General features: G+C 32.8%; 23 protein-coding genes. 20 read left to right on the top strand and 3 right to left on the bottom strand.

The window, feature by feature from the left end; genetic code table 11:
* Nucleotides 1-235: 235 nt before the first annotated feature.
* The 5 genes from CLHOM_RS14270 to mtnA all read left to right on the top strand — a co-directional run bounded on the left by CLHOM_RS14270 (nt 236) and on the right by mtnA (nt 6255).
* Nucleotides 236-1357, top strand: coding sequence for a sugar ABC transporter substrate-binding protein (locus CLHOM_RS14270; protein WP_052222358.1), 1122 nt, complete (start codon nt 236-238; stop codon nt 1355-1357).
* 79 nt (nt 1358-1436) lie between these two features.
* Entirely contained in the window at nt 1437-2951 is a 1515-nt protein-coding gene (locus CLHOM_RS14265) for a sugar ABC transporter ATP-binding protein (RefSeq protein WP_052222357.1), read from the top strand.
* Nucleotides 2952-2953: 2 nt separating this feature from the next.
* Nucleotides 2954-3943 carry an ABC transporter permease gene (locus CLHOM_RS14260; RefSeq protein ID WP_052222356.1) on the top strand — a complete coding sequence of 330 codons (990 nt, stop codon included), beginning with the start codon at nt 2954-2956 and terminating at the stop codon, nt 3941-3943.
* 18 nt (nt 3944-3961) lie between these two features.
* A complete protein-coding gene (gene mtnK / locus CLHOM_RS14255) occupies nt 3962-5185 on the top strand; it encodes an S-methyl-5-thioribose kinase (RefSeq protein WP_052222355.1) in 1224 nt (407 codons plus the stop codon).
* Between the two features lie 11 nt (nt 5186-5196).
* Nucleotides 5197-6255 carry an S-methyl-5-thioribose-1-phosphate isomerase gene (mtnA, locus tag CLHOM_RS14250; RefSeq protein WP_052222354.1) on the top strand — a complete coding sequence of 353 codons (1059 nt, stop codon included), beginning with the start codon at nt 5197-5199 and terminating at the stop codon, nt 6253-6255.
* A 50-nt stretch (nt 6256-6305) separates the two neighbouring features.
* Here mtnA and CLHOM_RS14245 read toward each other — a convergent pair whose 3' ends face one another.
* A complete protein-coding gene (locus tag CLHOM_RS14245; RefSeq protein WP_052222353.1) occupies nt 6306-7067 on the bottom strand; it encodes a DeoR/GlpR family DNA-binding transcription regulator in 762 nt (253 codons plus the stop codon).
* A gap of 286 nt (nt 7068-7353) precedes the next feature.
* Between CLHOM_RS14245 and CLHOM_RS14240 the strand changes: the two genes are divergently transcribed.
* From CLHOM_RS14240 to CLHOM_RS14170, 15 genes are all read left to right on the top strand, one after another.
* Entirely contained in the window at nt 7354-8139 is a 786-nt protein-coding gene (locus tag CLHOM_RS14240) for a class II aldolase/adducin family protein (protein ID WP_200903917.1), read from the top strand.
* 18 nt (nt 8140-8157) lie between these two features.
* Nucleotides 8158-9717 carry an aldehyde dehydrogenase family protein gene (locus CLHOM_RS14235; RefSeq protein WP_052222510.1) on the top strand — a complete coding sequence of 520 codons (1560 nt, stop codon included), beginning with the start codon at nt 8158-8160 and terminating at the stop codon, nt 9715-9717.
* Between the two features lie 15 nt (nt 9718-9732).
* Nucleotides 9733-10056: a BMC domain-containing protein gene (locus CLHOM_RS14230; protein ID WP_052222351.1), complete on the top strand. Its 324-nt coding sequence runs from the start codon at nt 9733-9735 to the stop codon at nt 10054-10056.
* Between the two features lie 24 nt (nt 10057-10080).
* On the top strand, nt 10081-10347 hold the full coding sequence (locus CLHOM_RS14225; RefSeq protein ID WP_052222350.1) for a BMC domain-containing protein: 267 nt from the start codon (nt 10081-10083) through the stop codon (nt 10345-10347).
* A gap of 49 nt (nt 10348-10396) precedes the next feature.
* Complete coding sequence (locus CLHOM_RS14220) at nt 10397-10807, top strand: BMC domain-containing protein (RefSeq protein WP_052222349.1); 411 nt, start codon at nt 10397-10399, stop codon at nt 10805-10807.
* Between the two features lie 34 nt (nt 10808-10841).
* Nucleotides 10842-11114 (top strand): BMC domain-containing protein, encoded by a 273-nt coding sequence (locus CLHOM_RS14215; protein WP_052222348.1) that lies wholly within the window; start codon nt 10842-10844, stop codon nt 11112-11114.
* Nucleotides 11115-11160: 46 nt separating this feature from the next.
* Nucleotides 11161-11436, top strand: a complete 276-nt coding sequence (locus CLHOM_RS14210; protein WP_052222347.1) for a BMC domain-containing protein — start codon at nt 11161-11163, stop codon at nt 11434-11436.
* 20 nt (nt 11437-11456) lie between these two features.
* Nucleotides 11457-12101 (top strand): phosphate propanoyltransferase, encoded by a 645-nt coding sequence (gene pduL, locus CLHOM_RS14205; protein ID WP_082204450.1) that lies wholly within the window; start codon nt 11457-11459, stop codon nt 12099-12101.
* A gap of 16 nt (nt 12102-12117) precedes the next feature.
* A complete protein-coding gene (locus CLHOM_RS14200) occupies nt 12118-12372 on the top strand; it encodes a EutN/CcmL family microcompartment protein (protein WP_052222346.1) in 255 nt (84 codons plus the stop codon).
* Between the two features lie 28 nt (nt 12373-12400).
* On the top strand, nt 12401-13543 hold the full coding sequence (locus tag CLHOM_RS14195; RefSeq protein WP_200903916.1) for an extracellular solute-binding protein: 1143 nt from the start codon (nt 12401-12403) through the stop codon (nt 13541-13543).
* Nucleotides 13544-13554: 11 nt separating this feature from the next.
* Nucleotides 13555-14886, top strand: coding sequence for a CoA-disulfide reductase (locus CLHOM_RS14190; protein ID WP_052222344.1), 1332 nt, complete (start codon nt 13555-13557; stop codon nt 14884-14886).
* A 15-nt stretch (nt 14887-14901) separates the two neighbouring features.
* Complete coding sequence (locus CLHOM_RS14185; RefSeq protein WP_052222343.1) at nt 14902-15735, top strand: CoA transferase subunit A; 834 nt, start codon at nt 14902-14904, stop codon at nt 15733-15735.
* Nucleotides 15735-16463, top strand: a complete 729-nt coding sequence (locus CLHOM_RS14180) for a CoA-transferase subunit beta (RefSeq protein ID WP_052222342.1) — start codon at nt 15735-15737, stop codon at nt 16461-16463. The genes CLHOM_RS14185 and CLHOM_RS14180 overlap by 1 nt, the downstream gene beginning before the upstream one ends.
* 217 nt (nt 16464-16680) lie before the next feature.
* Nucleotides 16681-17544: a response regulator gene (locus CLHOM_RS14175; RefSeq protein ID WP_052222341.1), complete on the top strand. Its 864-nt coding sequence runs from the start codon at nt 16681-16683 to the stop codon at nt 17542-17544.
* Nucleotides 17535-17999, top strand: coding sequence for a chemotaxis protein CheX (locus CLHOM_RS14170; protein ID WP_052222340.1), 465 nt, complete (start codon nt 17535-17537; stop codon nt 17997-17999). Before CLHOM_RS14175 ends, CLHOM_RS14170 begins: the two co-directional genes overlap by 10 nt.
* A 60-nt stretch (nt 18000-18059) precedes the next feature.
* Here CLHOM_RS14170 and CLHOM_RS18565 read toward each other — a convergent pair whose 3' ends face one another.
* Both CLHOM_RS18565 and CLHOM_RS18845 read right to left on the bottom strand, forming a co-directional pair.
* On the bottom strand, nt 18060-18206 hold the full coding sequence (locus CLHOM_RS18565; RefSeq protein ID WP_175478665.1) for a CPC_1213 family protein: 147 nt from the start codon (nt 18204-18206) through the stop codon (nt 18060-18062).
* Between the two features lie 23 nt (nt 18207-18229).
* Entirely contained in the window at nt 18230-18361 is a 132-nt protein-coding gene (locus CLHOM_RS18845; protein ID WP_278321744.1) for a hypothetical protein, read from the bottom strand.
* Nucleotides 18362-18731: the final 370 nt, after the last annotated feature.

Here is an 18731-nt window from a genome sequence, read left to right as displayed (position 1 = left end):
AAGTTAAAAACCAAATTAATATTGAAATAAATATGGTTATATGATATTATGAGTATATAAAAATTGATTTTTATTGATATGTTTTTTGTTTTAATTCTATTTCAAATTTGTTTTATTGTTATTCTGTATGTAAACGTTATTAATTCACATATAGTTATAAAAATACAAACAAATACCAATAAATGTGTAACAATTACATAAAATACAAAAAAATAATAAATAAGGGGGAACAATTATGAAAAAAAGATTTTTAACTCTCACTTTAGCAGTTACTATGTCTCTAGTAATTGGGTTAACTGGTTGCTCTTCTAATTCTGGGTCAAAAACAAGTTCAGAAAATAAAAAAGTAGAATACTCTAAGAACATCCCAGAAAAAATTGCGACTGACAAAGATGGAGTAAAGATTATGGTTATCCGTAAGATCGGAGGAGACGACCATACAGCTCAATTCTTAGCAGGTGCAAAACAAGAAGGCACAGCTATGGGCTTTACTGTAGATACCTTCAGTGCTAATGGAGATACAGCAAAGTTCCATGATGCTATAAGTCAAGCTATTGAAAAAGGCTATGATGGAGTAATAATTTCTCATGGTGATGATGAAGCTACAGTTAACGATGTTAAAAAGCTAACTGAAAAAGGAATTAAGGTAGTAACTTTCGACTCAAATGCTGGAATAGCAAATGTTCAAGGAGTTACAATGACTTCTCAAGATGATGAATTATTAGCAAAATTAGCTTTAGATGAATTAAAGAAGGTTACAGCTGGACAAGGAAATTTAGCATATCTTTGGGTTGATGGATTCCCTCCAATGGTATCTAGAAACAAAGTTTATCAACAATTCCTAAAAGATAATACAGGAATAAAAGAAGTGGATCGTTTCGGAGTAGCTGCTGCAGATACTTCTGTTCAAACTCAAAATGCAGTATCAGCAATGTTAACTAAATATCCAAAAGGTAAATTAAATGCAGTATTTGCAACATGGGATGCTTTCGCTATTGGAGCTGCTCGTGCAGTTAAAGAAGCAAACAGAGATGACATTAAGATTGTTGGTATAGACGTTTCTAATGCTGACCTTCAAATAATGCAAGAAGAAAATAGTCCATGGGTTGCTACAGCTGCTGTAGATCCTAAACTTATTGGTGCAGTTGATTTAAGAATATTAGCTAAAAAGATAGCTGGAGAAGAAACACCAGCAACTTATAAATTGGAAGCTAGCTTAATTACCCAAGAACAATTAAAGAAAGCTGGAAAAGCTGTAAATATGGAAAGCCTTTCTGAAATAGTTCCAGGTTGGGGAAAATCAGATGCATTCCAAGAAGCTTGGATGACTGAATTAAAAGGATTATTTAAAAAATAAATCATAATAGCAATATTACAATACAGAGAACACAATAAAATGTGTTCTCTGTAAATTATCCCAAGGTAAGGTGATTGTGATGGATTTTAGGGAAAAAACAGTATTAGAAATGAAAAATATATCCATAGAGTTCCCTGGAGTAAAAGCACTAGATGATGTTTGTTTTACTACGGAAACTGGAAAGTCTCATGCTCTAATTGGTGCAAATGGTGCTGGTAAATCAACATTAATGAAGGTTTTATCAGGAGCTTACAACCATTATACTGGGGACATATATTTTAATGGACAAAAAGCGAATATAAGATCTCCGAAGGAATCTAAGCAATATGGAGTGCAAATTGTGTATCAGGAAGTTGACACAGCTCTTATTCACTACCTTACAGTTGCAGAAAACATAATGCTTAATGATATGGTGGAATCAGAAGATAAAAGGACCTTTATTAATTGGGGTTCTATGTATAAGAAGGCACAAGAAATACTAGATGGTATGAAAGTAAAAATTTCTTCAAGAAAGCTTGTTAGTGAACTTACCTTAGCAGAAAAGCAAATGGTTCTTATAGCTAGAGCTATTTCAAAGGAGTGTAAATTTTTAATATTAGATGAACCTACTGCTCCTTTAAGTAATGCTGAAACTGAGGAACTTTTCAGAATAGTAAAAGAATTAGAAGATAAAAATGTAGGAGTAATATTTATTTCTCATAGGCTGCCAGAGCTATTTCAAGTATGCCATGAGATTACAGTAATGAGGAATGGACAGTACGTAATAAAAAAAGACATAAAAGAAACAAATCAAAACGAAGTTGTTGAGTATATGCTAGGAAGAAAGATGGATGAACAATTTCCTCCAAGAGATAGTAAGATTGGAGATAAGTTGTTTGAAGTAAAAAATTTAAGTGATGGAAATTTAGTATCTGAAGTGAATTTTCATGTTAATGCAGGAGAAATTGTAGGAATTACAGGATTGGTTGGTGCAGGTAAAACTGAATTATGTAAAGCTATCTTCGGAGTAACTCAAAATGTTACTGGAGAAAGAATATTAAAGGATAAAATTCTTAATGTAAAAGACCCTTATGATGCGGTGAGACAAGCTATTGCTCTTGTTCCAGAAGAAAGAAGAAAAGAAGGGATATTAGTCAGTGAATCCGTTGCTATAAATATAACTGTTTCTAATCTAAAGAGATTTTGTAAAGCAGGATCATTTTTAGACTTTATGGGTGAGAAAAATCAAGCTAAAAAGATGATAGAAAGTCTAGGCATAAAGACTCCTAGTCATGAAACTAAGGTCCAAAATCTTTCGGGAGGAAATCAGCAAAAGGTTGCTATAGGTAAATGGCTAGTAACCGATTCAGAAGTGTATATTTTTGATGAACCTACAAAAGGAGTAGATGTAGGTGCAAAAAAAGATATTTTTCAACTTATAAACAATTTAGCTGAGGCAGGAAAGGCAGTAATTTACGCTTCCTGTGAACTTTCAGAAATATTAGGAGTTACTGATAGAGTTTATGTTATGTACGATGGTAAAATTTCGAAAGAACTTGAAACATCAAAAACCAGTGAAGAAGAAATACTTTATTATTCCACAGGAGGTAAATAAGCATGTCAAAACAGGAGGAAATTAAAAAGAAAACCAATTTTAGTTTATTTGATTTTTTATATAAATATGGCACGGTGTTAACAATAATAATACTACTTGTATTTTTTAGTGCTTCCTCAGACAGATTCTTGACTCATACAAATATTATAAATATTTTGAGGTCTATCTCAATTGTTACTATTATTGCTATAGGAATAACAATTTCATTATCTGTAGGTGGCTTTGACCTTTCGGTTGGTTCTGTTGCATCTGTCTCAGTTGCTGTGGTAATATCAATGTTCGTTTGGTATCAGCAAAATACTTTTGTAGCTATTGCTGTAGCATTAGTTATAGCTTTAGTTGCAGGGGCAATTAATGCCTTCATGATAGTTAAAATAAAAATTCAGGACATGTTAATGACTCTTGCAACTATGTTTGTATTCCAAGGTATTGCTTTAACTTATACAAGGGGTGCGGTTATATCTCAAAATATGGTTATGGCAAATGGAGAAACAGCTCAAGGAGTTATTAGTAAAAGTTTTGCGCAAATAGGTAAAGTTCCATTAATCATCATCATCATGATAATTGTTGTTATTATTGTTCATGTTTTTCTAACTTATACAAAGCACGGAAGATATATGTATATTATCGGTGGAAACATGGAAGCTGCTAGGTTATCAGGTATACCGGTTGACAGATATAGAGTGCTTGCATATTTACTATCAGCATTATTTGCTTGTATTGGTGGAATAGTTCTTGGTTCTCGTGTAATGACAGCAGAAATTAATGCAGGAGCACCTTACCTAATGGATGCTGTTGCTGCAGCTTATATAGGATTCTCTGTAGGAGGGGCTGGTAAAGCTAATGCCATCGGTACTTTAGTTGGAGCTATATTAATAGGAATACTTCAAAATGGACTTGTAATGCTTTCTGTTCCTTACTATGCAATGGATATAGTTAAGGGTACAGTACTTGCCTTTGCACTTGCATTAACTTATTATAAAAAACGTTAGCTTAAAGGAGGTTATTTTATGTCAAATACAGATTTTACTAAAGAATATTTTTCTATGAAGGAAGAACATGCTATAGAATATGCAAAAACAGTTCTAAAATTCTTCGATGAAAGTGCAGAATTAAATTGCAAAGAAATTGGAGATGGAAACTTAAACTATGTATTTAAAGTTTTCGACGAGAAAAGTGGAAAATCTGTTATAATAAAGCAAGCTGGACCAGTAGCTAGAATTTCAGATGAATTTAAATTATCACCAGATAGAAATAGAATTGAAAGTGAAATTTTAAAGATTCAAGGAACTTTAGCACCAGGGTTAGTTCCAGAGGTATATAAATATGATTCAATTATGAACTGCTGCTCAATGGAGGATTTATCTGATCACACAATACTTAGAACAGCACTTTTAGAACATAAAGAATTTCCTTTACTTGCTGATCACATTACAACTTTCTTAGTAAACACACTTCTTTTAACAACTGATGTAGTTATGGAACACAAAGAAAAGAAGGAACTAGTAAAAACCTTTATAAATCCTGAGCTTTGTGAGATATCAGAGGATTTAGTTTATACTGAACCATTCTATGATTGTGAAAGAAATGATATATTTGAAGCTACAAAAGCTTTTGCAAAAGAACTATTATGGGATGATAAAAAGTTTATTCTAGAAACTGCAAAATTAAAGTTTGAATTTATGACAAATGCTCAATGTTTAATTCATGGAGATTTACACAGCGGTTCAATTTTTGTTGCAGAAAATTCTACAAAGGTTATAGATCCTGAATTTGCTTTCTATGGTCCTGCTGGGTATGATATAGGAAATGTTGTTGCTCATTGCATATTTGCATTAGCAAATGGAAACGCTACAATTACAGAAGAAAAAGAAAAGAAGGAATATATATCTTGGCTTGAAGAAACCATTGCAAATGTAATAGATATGTTCAAAGAAAAATTTAATAAAGTGTGGGAAGAAAAAGCAACTGAAAGAGTTGCAAAATATGAAGGCTTTAAAGAATACTACTTAAATGGGGTTTTAAGAGATACAGCTGCAGTTACTGGACTTGAACTTGCAAGAAGAATTATTGGTCTAGCACACGTAAAGGATATAACAAGCATCCAAGATGAAACTAAGAGAGCTGAAGCTGAAAAATTCTGTTTAAATGTAGCAAAAGAACTTATAATGAATAGAGAAAATATGCTAGAAGGAAAGAATTACTTAGAGTTAATAGAAGCTTTTAAAAAATAGAGGTGGAAAACATGTCAGAAGAAAAAGTAATACAATCTGTAATATTAGATGATGAAAACAGTACACTTATTATATTGGATCAAACCTTACTTCCTAATGAAAAAAAGTTGTTAAGATTAACTAGTCAAAATCAAATTTGGGAAGCAATATACTCTCTAAGAGTAAGAGGAGCACCTGCTATTGGTATTGCAGCGGGATATGGAGCTTACCTAGGAACAAAGGAATCAACTGCAGAAAGCTATGAAGAATTATATGAAGATTTTAAAAAGGTTAAAGAATACTTAGCATCCTCAAGACCAACAGCAGTAAATCTTTTTTGGGCACTTGATAGAATGGAAAAGAGATTTTTAGATGAAAAAGGCAAAAGTGCTCAAAAAGTTAAAGATGCTCTTAGAGATGAAGCAGAAGCTATTAGAAAAGAAGATGAAAAAATTTGTGCAACTATTGGCGGTAATGCTTTAACACTTTTAAAAAATGGAATGGGAATATTAACCCATTGTAATGCTGGAACCATAGCTACAGCTAAATATGGAACTGCCTTAGCACCGATTTATTTAGGCGTTGAGAGAGGTTACAACTTTAAAGTATATGCAGATGAAACAAGACCTTTACTTCAAGGAGCTAGACTTACTGCTTGGGAGTTGAATGAAGCTGGAATAGATGTTACTTTAATTTGCGATAACATGGCTTCCATAGTTATGAAGGAAGGAAAAATTCAAACAGTATTAGTTGGATGCGACAGAGTCGCAGCTAATGGGGATACTGCCAATAAAATAGGAACTTCTGGAGTAGCGATTTTAGCTAAGCACTATGGAATACCTTTCTATGTTTGTGCGCCGTTGTCTACAATAGACTTAAAATGTGCTACTGGGGATGATATACACATAGAACTTAGACCGGATGAAGAAATTACTGCAAAGTGGTATGAAAAGCCTATGGCTCCAGAAGGGGTAAAAACCTATAACCCTTGTTTTGATGTTACTGACCACAACTTAATTACTGCAATAGTAACAGAAAAGGGCATTATCTACCCTCCATATGATAAAAATCTTCCTAAAATATTCAAATAAATTTAAATAATTAAGCTGCATACACTTTAGATGTTTGCAGCTTAATTATTTTATTCACATTCAATTAAATTAATATTGTAACTTTCTAAAAAGTTATGCCATTCAGGAGAAATTGATTTATCTACAACAAGAGAATTGATTTTATCAAAATTGCATATTTTAGTAAAAGCAGTTCTATCAAATTTAGTGTAATCTGCAACTAGATATGTATGATTTGAATGCTCCATTGCTATTTTTCTTATCTCAGCTTGCTGCTCGTTGGAATCTGTGATTCCATTAATCATGCTTAAAGCTCTGCAAGATATAAAAGCAGTATCAAAGAAATAATTGCGAATGTTAGATTCTGCATTTCTACCTAAGGCGGATAAAGAAGGATGTTCAATTCTTCCGCCTATAACGATTAATTTTACATTTGGATTTTTTGATAAAATATCCATGATTTTAATTGAATTAGTTGTTACTGTAATTCTTTTATCATTTAAATTTGAAGCTATGTGAAGGGAGGTGGTTGATCCGTCTAAAAATATTGAATCACCGCTATTTATATATTTTAAACAGGTTTTAGCTATTTTTTCTTTTCCTTCTACATAGATATGTTCTCTTAAGTTTATATCAACATCATTTTCCACGCCGTAAGAAATGTAAGCACCTCCATAAGTACGGGTTAAGATACCTTCTTCCTCTAACAGCTGTAGATCTTTTCTTATAGTTTCTTCTGTAACCTTAAAAGTTTTTGCAAGTTCAGATACTGTAACGCTTTTTTTTTCGTTAATAATTTCTTTTATTCTGTTTCTTCTAGCCATTGGTATCATAATTTATCACCTTTACATCTTTAATTTATTCTGTATTTAATTATATCATTTTTGAATGTTAGCAGTAAATACAGATAAAATATTTTTTTTATTGGTTTTATTTTTGTTTAAAACCAATAAAACAAAAGTAAAACCAAAAAAATATTGACAAATACAATTAAAAGTAGGAAAATAATAATATAAATATATAAGATATAAACTAATTCTCTAAATTAAAGAATAGAATTTTAAAATTTAGAGAATAAAATAAAAGGCAACTTAAAATATTAACGAGAGGGGGGTAATAATGATAAAAAATAAATATTACTCAGATTTTGAAGCAAAAAAGATAATATGTGAAATAGGAAAAAGAATGTATGCAAGAAACTATGTGGCTGCCAATGACGGAAATATCACTGTTAAAACAGGACCTAATACAATTTGGTGTACTCCAACAGGTGTAAGTAAAGGTTATATGACTCCAGATATGCTTGTGAAAATGGATTTAAAGGGAAATGTGATTTCTGGAAAGCTAAAACCTTCGTCAGAAGTAAAGATGCACCTTAGAGTTTATAATGAAAATCCAGAAGTTAATGCAGTTGTACATGCTCATCCACCAATAGCCACTTCTTTTGCTATAGCTGGAATTCAACTAGATAAGGCAGTACTTCCAGAGGCTGTAATTCTACTTGGAAATGTACCGGTGGCATCTTATGCAACCCCGGGAACTCAAGAAGTACCTGATTCAATAGCACCTTATTGTAAGGATTATAACGCAGTTCTTTTAGCTAATCATGGGGCTTTAACTTGGGGAAGTGACCCTATAGAAGCATATCATAGAATGGAGTCTCTTGAACATTACGCTACTATACTTATGTATACAGGTGAAATAATCAATAAGTCAAATGAACTCAGCTGCAACCAAGTTGGAAAATTGCTTGAAATCAGAAAAAGAATGGGTATAACAACTGGCGGAATTCCTCCTTGTAGAGTTGAAGAAAAGAAAGAAGAAACAGAAGAAAGCAAAGAAGAATTCATTAAAGCAATTGTACAGAAAGTAACAGAACAAGTCATGAAAAATTTGAACAAATAGGGGGTGTACTTCTTGAAAATGGACATAACAGAAATGGATTTAAAACGAATTGTAGAAGAAGTAATTCAAAACATTTCTCAAGTGGAAATTCCCAAGAATACTAATGAAGAAAAGTTCAGTAATAAAAATATAGTAGAAACTTTAAGTGAGATAAAAGTAAACGCTGTCAAAGATGCTGTATATTCAACTTCAAATTTATACAGCAATTTACCTTCAAGAAATAATGGGGTATTTGAAGATATAAATGAAGCTATTGAATATGCAGACAGAGCACAAAAAAATTACATTAAGAATTTCAATTTAGAAGATAGAGAAAGAATTATTTCAGCTATAAGAAATGTTGTAATAGAAGACAAAGAAACTTTAGGAAGAATGGTTTATGAGGAAACAGGACTTGGTAGATATGAACATAAAATAGAAAAACTAAACTTAGTAGTAGCTAAAACACCAGGAACTGAAGATTTAAAACCAGAAGCTTTTTCAGGAGATGCGGGACTTACATTAGTTGAACAGGGTCCTTTCGGTGTTATAGGAGCAGTTACACCAGTAACAAATTCAATTGAGACCATAATAAACAATTCTATTGGAATGCTTGCTGCAGGAAATTCTGTTGTTTTCAATGTACATCCTTCTTCAAAAAAATCCTGTGCATACATAGTAGAACTGTTAAATGACGTAATTATAAAGGTTGGTGGTCCAGCAAATTTAATTAATATGGTTAAAGATCCTACAATGGATTCTTTAAATGATTTAGCAAATCACCCTAAAATAAGAATGCTAATGGGAACAGGTGGACCAGGACTTGTTAAAACCTTGCTTCAATCAGGTAAAAAAGCAATTGGAGCGGGAGCAGGGAACCCTCCTGTAATAGTTGATGAAACAGCTGATCTTGAGAATGCAGCAAAGGAAATAATTAAGGGAGCTTCCTTTGACAATAATATTCTTTGTATTGCAGAAAAAGAGGTTTTTGTAGTTAAGGAAGTGGCTGAAGAACTAATTTTCCATATGCTAAACAATGGTGCATACATGCTGTCTAAAAAGGAAATCGAGATGATTAAGCAGTTTGCCCTTGAGGAAAACGTTGCCATGGCCGCTAGAGGATGCTCATTAGATAATAAGAGAGAATACCATGTTTCAAAAGATTGGGTAGGAAAGGATGCTAAGCTTTTTTTAGAGAAAATAGGTGTAAAAACAGAAAAGCCAATTGAATTATTAATTTTTGAAACAGATTTCAATAATCCTTTTGTGCAATTAGAGCAAATGATGCCAATAATGCCTATTGTAAGAGTTAACAATATAGATGAAGCAATAGAAATGGCAGTTGAAGCTGAGCACGGAAATAGGCATACTGCAATGATGCATTCAAAGAATGTAGATAATCTTACTAAGTTTGCAAGAGCAATAGGAACAACTATTTTTGTTAAGAATGCTGCATCTTTAGCTGGAGTTGGAGCTAATGGAGAAGGGTATACTACCATGTCTATAGCAGGACCTACAGGTGAAGGACTAACTTCTGCAAAGAACTTTACAAGAAAACGTAGATGTGTACTTGCTGAAGGCGGTTTTAGAATAATTTAGGTACAGGTGAAGATTATGAATAAAAAAGCTTTAGGTTTGTTAGAGGTTCAAGGATATAGTGTAGCTTTAGCAGTGATGGACAAGGCATGTAAGTCTGCAGAGATTGAAATAAAATCTATTGACTGCAATAACCCGAAAGCAGGAGACAAGGCAAACATACCTTTAGTGGTTCAGGTAAAGTTTGTTGGAAGTGTAAGTGATGTTAAGATAGCCCTAGAAATAGCTAAGGAAGCAGCCTTAGAGTATATTCCAAGGGAAGATATTGTTACCTCCTCTATAGCATTATACGATGAAGAACTTGAAAAGCTTCTTCAGATTGGAAAGGTTAATAAAAAGTAAACTAAAAAACTTTGAGGTGGAATTATGAATAAGTCTATAGGTATTATAGAAACATTGGGATATACAGCAGCTTTAATAGCGGCAGATATGATGCTAAAAATGGCTTACGTAGATATAGTAAAAATAGAAACTATAGGTTCAGGGCTAGTATCTACAATCATTGAAGGAGATATAGAATCAGTAAAGGTTGCCCTTGAGGTTGGGGCAGAAGCTGCAAGGAGTTCAGGAGAATTAATAGGAATACATTCCATTGCAAAACCCTTATTAGATTTAAAACATGAAGTGCTTTAAAGTAATTCGCTAGCATAAGCAATATGTGAGCAAAATGGAGATGTTATAGATGAATAATTATGATGCCATAGGAATAGTTGAAGCCAAACATTTTACCACAGCTTTAGAATTACTTGATAATATGTGTAAGGCCTCAGGGGTAACCTTTTTATCCAGTGAAAAAAAGCTTGGTGGAAGACTTGTAACCATTATAGTTGGAGGCTCTATTGGAGATGTAAAGACTGCAGTTGAAGCTGCAAAGCTTTCCTGCCAAGGTAGAGAACAACTTTTAAAGGGAGCAATAGTGATATCAAAGCCTCATGAGGAAATTATGAAATTTATAATAGGAAACCATGAGGAAAATGAGAAATTAGAAAATGAAAAAGAAGTAGCTCAACAAGAAGTAATTAAAGAAGAAGTAGTTCAAGCTGAAGAAAAGCCAAAAAAGAATAGAACAAGAAGAAATGTTAATGAAAATTAAGTAAATAGAATAATTCTCAAGGGAGGAATAATAAATGAATTCAATAGGAATAATCGAAACAAAGGGACTTACAGCAGCAATAGAGGCAGCAGATGCAATGCTAAAGGCAGCAAATGTTGAAATAGTTGGAACAGAAAAAATAGGTTCAGGTCTTGTAACTGTAATAGTTAAAGGTGAAGTTGGAGCAGTTAAAGCAGCAGTTGAAGTTGGTGTAGAAGCAGCTGGAAGAGTTGGAGAGTTAGTAGCTTCTCATGTAATACCTAGACCACACTCAGATATTGAAAAAATATTACCTATTTTAAAATAGCAAATAAAGATTAATTATTAATGAAAATTAAAAGGAGGATAATAAAATGAACGGATCATTAGGAATTATAGAAACAAGAGGATTAACAGCAGCAATAGAGGCGGCAGATGCAATGCTTAAAGCAGCAAGTGTTGAAATCGTAGGAATGGAAAAGATAGGTTCAGGTCTTGTTACTATTATAGTAAAAGGTGATGTTGGAGCAGTTAAAGCAGCTGTTGAAGTGGGAGAAGAAGCAGCTGGAAGAGTTGGAGAACTTGTAGCTTCACATGTTATTGCTAGACCAAATGGAGATTTAGAAAAAATTCTTCCAATATTAAAATAGTAAGGTGATTGTAAATGAATATGCTAGAAAATGATGATTTAGTAAGTTTAATTACGGATTTAGTCTTAAAAGAATTAAAATCTGGAGAAATCCAAGTTAATAAAGTTCCTGTTAGTATATCTGCAAGGCATATTCACTTAAGCAAAGAGCATTTAGAAGCTTTATTCGGAGCTGATCATAAATTAACTAAAGTAAAGGATATTTCTCAACCTGGTCAATTTGCAGCTGAAGAGAAGGTTACTCTTGTTGGAAGTAAAGGGAAAATAGAAAATGTTAGAGTACTGGGTCCCTTAAGAAAAGAAACTCAGGTAGAGATAAGTATTACGGATTCAAGAGCCTTAGGAATTAAACCAGTAATAAGTGAAAGCGGAAATCTAGAGGGTACTCCTGGAATTACAATAATAGGTCCAAAAGGAACGATAAACATAGATAAAGGCTGCCTGGTTGCAGAAAGACACATTCATATGACTTCTCATGATGCCAAAGTTTTTGGCGTTATAGATGGGCAAAAGGTAAATGTGAAGGCTGAAGGACATCGTGGAGGAGTCTTTATGAATGTGGTAATAAGAGTAAGGGAAGATTATGCTTTAGATATGCATATAGATGTAGATGAGGCAAATGCTTTTGATATAAGCAACGGAGATATGCTAGAAATACTTAAGTAATTTGGAGGTTTTTAATATGATAGTTGGAAGAGTTGTAAATACAGTTGTATCCTCAAGAAAATATGATAGTCTTCAGGGATTAAAGCTCCTTGTAATTGAGCCTTATTATGGAGATGATAAAACATGTTTTGTAGCAGCAGATATTATAGGAGCGGGGACTGGAGAACTAGTACTTATAACTACAGGAGATACAACCAAATACGCTCTTGAAAAGGATGCTCCTATAGATGCACTAGTTGTTGGTATACTTGACAGGGAACCTAGCATTTAAAAAATAGCTTTTGTTAGGAGAGATGATTATGTGTAAAAATCTTAAAGTTTTAGCAGTAGGAGATCCAGCAGTATACGCTTATACAGATGAAAAGTATGGGATACTGTCAAACTTTAAAAGTGATTTTTCAGTTGAATTTAAAATTGTACCCTTTACAGAATATTATCCAGAAATGATGGCAGCCTTTGAAGGTAAAAGAGATTATGATGTAGTCATGGTAGCAGGTCATTTGTGGCTTAAAGATTTTGTAAATAAAGGATATCTAGCTCCAATAGATTCTAGCTTTAATGAGGATTATGAGTATGAGGACATTCTTCCAGTTATTAGAGAAGAAGTGAAGATAGATAATATACCATATCTTTATCCATCCTTCTGTGATGGGCATGTAGTATTGTACAGAAAATCAGTAGTAGAAAATGTTTTAGGAAAATGCGAGAAAAAGGCAATATCAACGGATGAACTCATTTATATGGCTTCTTCCTGTAATGGATATAATGGTATGAAGGGAATTGTATTGAAGGCTCACCAGAGTGAAATATTTTTAGATTTTTTACCTTATTTGAGAAATGAAGGAGTTGACGCAGTAGATACAATTACACATAAACCTGCCTTCAATAATGAAATGGGAGAAAAAGCATTAAAAAAATATATGAGACTTAAAGCCTTTGCACCTGAAAATACAAGTAGTTATGGCAATGATGAAGTTAAAAATGCCTTTCAAAACAATGAATGTGTTTTTGCTGTAACTTGGGGTGGGCAAATAGGAGTAGTTTTAGATGATGATTGTTTACATAAGGAAGATGTGGGATTTTTAGCATTAAAAACCTCTTGGAATGTAACCTGGAGCTTTGGAATAAATAAGTTATCAGATAAAAAAGAAGAAGCAAACGAATTTTTAAGATATATAAGCTCTAAAAGTGTAGATAGAGTAATTGGTGCTTATGCAGGGTCACCAGTTAGAAAATCAACATATATTACAGATATGGATAAATATAAATGGTATAGAATGCATTTAGAGTTAATCGAAAAATATGCAAAGCCTCTTCCTCAAATTAACAATGCAGGAGAGAAATTCGGAGCCTTATATGAAGCTTTATGGAAAGCTTTTGAAGGGAAAGTTACCATAAAAGAAGCATTAAAAACTGCAGAGGAAAAGATGTTAAAGCTATAGGAGGTGCACTGGTGAAAGTCATAGTAATAGGTGGTGTAGCTGCTGGTATGTCAGCTGCTTCAAAAATAAAAAGAATAGATAAGGATTCAGAGATAGTAGTATATGAAAAGGGTTCTTTTTTATCCTATGGTGCTTGTGGACTTCCTTATTATGCAGCTGGCATAAATAATGATTACACTAAAATGATTGCAAGAACAAAAGAAGAATTTGAAAAAACAGGAATGAAAATAAACTTAAGACATGAAGTTGTTAAAATAGTACCAGATAAAAAGCAAGTTATGATTAAGGATTTAGAGAACGAGAGGTTATTCATAGATACCTACGATAAGCTCATGATCTCTACCGGTACTTTACCTGTGATACCTCCTATAAAAGGAAAAGACTTAAAGGGAGTTTATGTACTTAAAACCTTAGAAGATGGATTAATATTAAATAAAGCTGTAAGTTCACCTCAGGTTAGAAATGTAGTGATTGTAGGTGGAGGATACATAGGTATAGAGGTTGCTGAAACCTTAAATCATATTGGCAAAAATGTTAAGGTGGTGGAATTTGCACCTAGAATATTACAGCCCTTTGATATAGAAATAACTGAAATTGCAACAAAGCACTTGTTAGAAAAGGGAGTAGATCTGTACTTAAATGAAAAGGTAGAAGAATTAGTAGGAACAGGTTATATAGAAGCTGTAAGGACAAACAAAGGTTTTTACGAAGCAGATTTAGTAGTTTTAGCTATAGGTGTAAGGCCTGCAACAGCTTTTCTTAAGGGTTCAGGAATTGAGCTAGCTAAGAATGGAGCAATAATAATTGATAGAGAAATGAGAACAAATATAGAAGATATATATTCAGCTGGAGATTGTGCAGAGGTTTATCATAAGGTGAAAGAAGAAAATTCTTTTATTCCTTTAGGTACAACCGCTAATAAATGCGGAAGGTTAGCTGGAGAAAATATAATTGGAAAACACAAAAAATATGTGGGAACCTTAGGGAGTGCTGCAATTAAAATTTTAGATTATGAACTAGCTAGAACTGGTCTTTCAGAAAATGAGGCTAAAAATTTAGCTTTAGATTATAAATCAGTATTTGTAATGGCTCAGGATCATCCAGCTTATTACCCTAATCCTACTCCAATATGGATAAAGCTTATTTATGAAGATAAAACAAATAGAATATTAGGAGCTCAGGCAATAGGTAATAAGGGAGCGGTTATGAGAATAGATATGTTTGCTATTGCTATTCATAATAACATGACAACAATGGATTTAGGTATGACTGATTTATGCTATGCACCTCCTTTTGCAGGGGTATGGGATGCAGTTCATATAGCATGTAATGCAGCAAAATAATGGTGGTGATATTTGATGTTAAATAAAATTATAACTATAGAGGAAGCAGTAAGTTTAGTATCAGATGGAGATAAAGTTGCCTTTGGAGGCAATGTGCTTCACAGAGCTCCTATGGCTTTTACAAGAGAACTTGCAAGGCAAAAGAAAAGGAAGCTTAAGCTTATAAAAACTGCCGGAGCACATGAAGTGGATTTGCTTTGTGCTGCTGGATGTGCAGAAAGTGTTGATGCTGGCTTCATAAGTTATGAAACAGAATACGGTCTTGCAAATAATTATAGAAAAGCTATTGAAAAAGGAGTGGTAAAAGCTAATGAGCATGCTTGCTACACTGTAATAAGTGCCCTTAGAGCAGCTGCTTATGGAGTACCCTTCATGCCAGTAAAGGGATTAATGTATGGAGATTTAATTGAAGCAAATGACTATTTTAAAATGGTAAGGGATCCTTTTAGCGGAGAAACTGTCGGTATTGTAGAAGCAATTGTACCGGATATTGGAGTTATTCATGTGCAAGAGTGTGATGAAAAAGGGAATTGCAGAATATATGGACCCAAATTTGATGATGTACTTATAAGCAGAGCTTCAAAAAAGCTTATAGTAACAACTGAACAAATAGTTCCAGAAAGTAAAATGAGAATGAATCCTGATATGGTAGATATACCACACATATTAGTTGAAGCTATTGTACATGTGCCTAGTGGATCTGCCCCTTGTTCTTGCTATAATAAATATGATATTGATAAAAAAGTTTTAAAGAGCTTTACTTCAATGAAGAAAATAGAAGAAATTGAAAGCTACATAAAGTCCTACGAAGCAAAGGATAGAAAAGTTCTTGGAAGGAGGGCAAGGTAATGAAGACATCAATAGATAATAATGCAAGAGTAAGCGACATAATGACCTGTGCTTTATCACGACTTCTTAAGGATGGAGAAAATGTATTTCACGGAGTATCTTCTCATATGCCTATGGTTGCTATTGCTTTAGCTAAAGCTACTCATGGACCTAATATTGTGCATCTAAACATACCTGGAGGAGTGAATCCAAAGTCCATTAAAGATGCTGAGTATTCTTCAGCAGGTCAAGAGCTTTTTAAAGGTTCAGAGGCTGTTTTGCCTTTAAGTGAAGTTTTTGATTTATCTATGAGAGGAAAATTAGATGTAGCATTTTTAAGTGGAGTTCAGTTTGATGTAAGTGGAAACGTTAATGCTTCGGTGATTGGAGATTACAATAAACCAAAGGTAAGACTTCCTGGAGGTGCTGGAAGTGCAGTTCTTATACCAACAGCAAAAAAAGCAATAATATGGAGAACTAAGCACGATAAAAGAACCTTTGTAGAAAAAGTTGATTTTGTAACTACAAGAGGAAATCTGTGGAAGATAGTTACTCCCCTATGTGTTTTCGAATTTAAGAATGGAAGCTTAAAGCTTGATAGCATTCACCCAACCTCATCTTTAGAAGAAGTTATTGAAAATACTGAATTTAAGGTAGTTTATGATGAAGTTAAGTATACTCCAATGCCTTCTGAGGAAGAGCTTAAGGCATTGAAAAGAATAGATCCTTATGACTTAAGATCTAAGTAATTTTAGTAAAATAGGTAAAATAAGTGCCAGTCACCGGAGAAAGGAGAATTTAAGAAATTCTCCTTTCTCCGGTGACTGGCACCTTTTATACTTCTTATACTAAAAAAATGTTAAAATTTGAAATTTTTTAAGGATACTAATGATAAAGTTGGATAACTAAGGTATAATATAATTATTGTTACATAAAAAAATATTAATATGCAGAGGATGGGTTGTTATGAGAAAAATTAAAATTGCAATTGTTGATGATTCACCATTTTCTATTAGCATCATTAAGGATATATTATTGGAGAAGGGATACGATGTGGTTGGAGAAGCAGGGTCCTTAGAAGAAACCATTAAGGTTGTTAAAGATACAAAGCCAGATATGGTAACTATGGACATGACTATTCCAGGAACAGATGGTTTAGAGTGTACTAGAGCCATTCACTCTATTGATCCCAATATTAAAGTTTTAGTTATTAGCTCTATGATGGATGAAGAAATAGTTAAAAAAGCCAGAGAAAACAAAGTATCAGGCTACATACAAAAACCAGTAGACCCAGAAGAACTTACTACAGCCATTGAAAGAATAATATCTGGAGAAGAATTATTTAATGAATTAAAAGAAATATATTTTAATGTATTTAAAGAAGCATTTTTAGATAATATGAATAGATTGACCAAAACTGTTCCAAAGTGTCTAGAAGAAAAGGTTACAAAGGAAAATCATCATTCAAGAGGAGTATCGATAGTTGTAGGAATAATCGGTAAATTTTCTGGAAGCATGATTTTAGATGCTTCATATGAAACAGTAGAAAATATAGCGAAGCATGTGTTAAAAAGAGATATTAAAAGTAGAGAAGAAGCATTAGCTGTAATGGGAGAGTTTTCTAATATAGTATCAGGAAATGCCTGCTCTATTTTAAACAGAAAAAATAAAGTCTTTGGATTTAGGGTAGCTCCTCCAAGTATTTTTCATGGTAATTCTTTAAATATATCGAGAACTATAGTGGAATCAAAAGAAGTAGTTTCAGAAACTATTTTTGGACAAGTATACTTAAATGTGGGCTTTAAGAGGGGTGAAGGAGAATGGATGTAAAACTAATAAATCCATTTGTTGATGCTTTCTTAAACGTAATGCCTCAACTTGGATTTCAAGAAATAAAAAAGCAAAACGTTAGTTTAAAGGGGAAAAACTTAAAAAGCCAAGGAGTAATGTTGAATATTGGTATAGTAGGAGATATTAAAGGAAATGTAGTTTACTGCTTAGACATAGAAGGTGCTAAGAAAATTGCTTCTACAATGATGATGGGTTTTCCAGTAACTGAATTAGATGATATGGCTCAAAGTGCCATATCAGAGCTTTCCAATATGCTTACAGCAAATGCTAGCACAAATTTTTCAGAAAGCGGAGTTAATATTAACATATCAACACCTACATTAATATTTGGGAATGATTTTGAGGCTAAAATGAATACAGATAAAGTTATTTGCATTAATATTTTAGTAGATGATATTCCAATTGAAATTAATACTGCCTTTGAGAAGCTTTAAAAAAATCCTTGCTATAATTGATAATTGTAGCAAGGATTTTTTTAATTTACAGTCTTTAATTTAATCTAAATCTTCCATATTCTTAGGACTACGAGAGTTAAATACTGCCCTTGTACTTTCAGCTTGACCATGCTTTATATTAACTTTTTTAAATTTACCATCTTCTTTTTTATCATTGTGGGTTTTGTTTAACTTATTATTTGCCATATTTATCTCCTCATAATTATATTTTATACTGTTCCATTAGTATCTCTTATTACACCTTTAGATTTATGTTTTTTCATTTCATCCTCATGGATAATTTGTGGTTTTGATGTCCTTTTATCCATAGCCTTACTATCTTTAGGCTTCTTGTTTCCCACTTTAATCACCACCTTTTTTATTTACAATAGATGAAAAATGCGACGCATTTTTCTTTAGTAACCAGTAACCAGTAACCAGTAACCAGTAACCAGTAACCAGTGACCAGTTGCCAGTAGGATTAATAAAACTGGTTACTGGGAATTGGTTACTGGTCACTAAGAATTTTACGTCGTAAAATTCTTATATTTCTCACAAATAGTATAGGTAATTTAGGAATTCTTATGTATTTTCATAAATTTTATCCTTAATTGAAAATCGAAATGCAACCCTTCCGAATTTAAATTAAGCTATAAAGTTAGATTAATTACATATGCCCAGGTGGTTGCATCCTGGTTTACAAAAAGATTGGTGATGAGCCAGTCTTTTTAT

It is taken from the genome of Clostridium homopropionicum DSM 5847, assembly GCF_001263795.1.
In the GTDB taxonomy this organism is placed as follows: Bacteria; Bacillota; Clostridia; order Clostridiales; family Clostridiaceae; genus Clostridium_H; species Clostridium_H homopropionicum.
This window is presented reverse-complemented; position numbering and strand designations above follow the sequence as displayed.

Coding starts and splice junctions, on each gene's coding strand:
- CLHOM_RS14260 (WP_052222356.1), top strand. CDS start 2,954: ATGTCAAAACAGGAGGAAATTAAAAAGAAAACCAATTTTAGTTTATTT.
- CLHOM_RS18565 (WP_175478665.1), bottom strand. CDS start 18,206: ATGGCAAATAATAAGTTAAACAAAACCCACAATGATAAAAAAGAAGAT.
- CLHOM_RS14180 (WP_052222342.1), top strand. CDS start 15,735: ATGAAGACATCAATAGATAATAATGCAAGAGTAAGCGACATAATGACC.
- CLHOM_RS14235 (WP_052222510.1), top strand. CDS start 8,158: ATGGACATAACAGAAATGGATTTAAAACGAATTGTAGAAGAAGTAATT.
- CLHOM_RS14270 (WP_052222358.1), top strand. CDS start 236: ATGAAAAAAAGATTTTTAACTCTCACTTTAGCAGTTACTATGTCTCTA.
- CLHOM_RS14265 (WP_052222357.1), top strand. CDS start 1,437: ATGGATTTTAGGGAAAAAACAGTATTAGAAATGAAAAATATATCCATA.
- mtnA (WP_052222354.1), top strand. CDS start 5,197: ATGTCAGAAGAAAAAGTAATACAATCTGTAATATTAGATGATGAAAAC.
- CLHOM_RS14170 (WP_052222340.1), top strand. CDS start 17,535: ATGGATGTAAAACTAATAAATCCATTTGTTGATGCTTTCTTAAACGTA.
- CLHOM_RS14185 (WP_052222343.1), top strand. CDS start 14,902: ATGTTAAATAAAATTATAACTATAGAGGAAGCAGTAAGTTTAGTATCA.
- CLHOM_RS14240 (WP_200903917.1), top strand. CDS start 7,354: ATGATAAAAAATAAATATTACTCAGATTTTGAAGCAAAAAAGATAATA.
- pduL (WP_082204450.1), top strand. CDS start 11,457: ATGCTAGAAAATGATGATTTAGTAAGTTTAATTACGGATTTAGTCTTA.
- CLHOM_RS14245 (WP_052222353.1), bottom strand. CDS start 7,067: ATGATACCAATGGCTAGAAGAAACAGAATAAAAGAAATTATTAACGAA.
- mtnK (WP_052222355.1), top strand. CDS start 3,962: ATGTCAAATACAGATTTTACTAAAGAATATTTTTCTATGAAGGAAGAA.
- CLHOM_RS14200 (WP_052222346.1), top strand. CDS start 12,118: ATGATAGTTGGAAGAGTTGTAAATACAGTTGTATCCTCAAGAAAATAT.
- CLHOM_RS14215 (WP_052222348.1), top strand. CDS start 10,842: ATGAATTCAATAGGAATAATCGAAACAAAGGGACTTACAGCAGCAATA.
- CLHOM_RS14220 (WP_052222349.1), top strand. CDS start 10,397: ATGAATAATTATGATGCCATAGGAATAGTTGAAGCCAAACATTTTACC.
- CLHOM_RS14175 (WP_052222341.1), top strand. CDS start 16,681: ATGAGAAAAATTAAAATTGCAATTGTTGATGATTCACCATTTTCTATT.
- CLHOM_RS14225 (WP_052222350.1), top strand. CDS start 10,081: ATGAATAAGTCTATAGGTATTATAGAAACATTGGGATATACAGCAGCT.
- CLHOM_RS14230 (WP_052222351.1), top strand. CDS start 9,733: ATGAATAAAAAAGCTTTAGGTTTGTTAGAGGTTCAAGGATATAGTGTA.
- CLHOM_RS14195 (WP_200903916.1), top strand. CDS start 12,401: ATGTGTAAAAATCTTAAAGTTTTAGCAGTAGGAGATCCAGCAGTATAC.
- CLHOM_RS14210 (WP_052222347.1), top strand. CDS start 11,161: ATGAACGGATCATTAGGAATTATAGAAACAAGAGGATTAACAGCAGCA.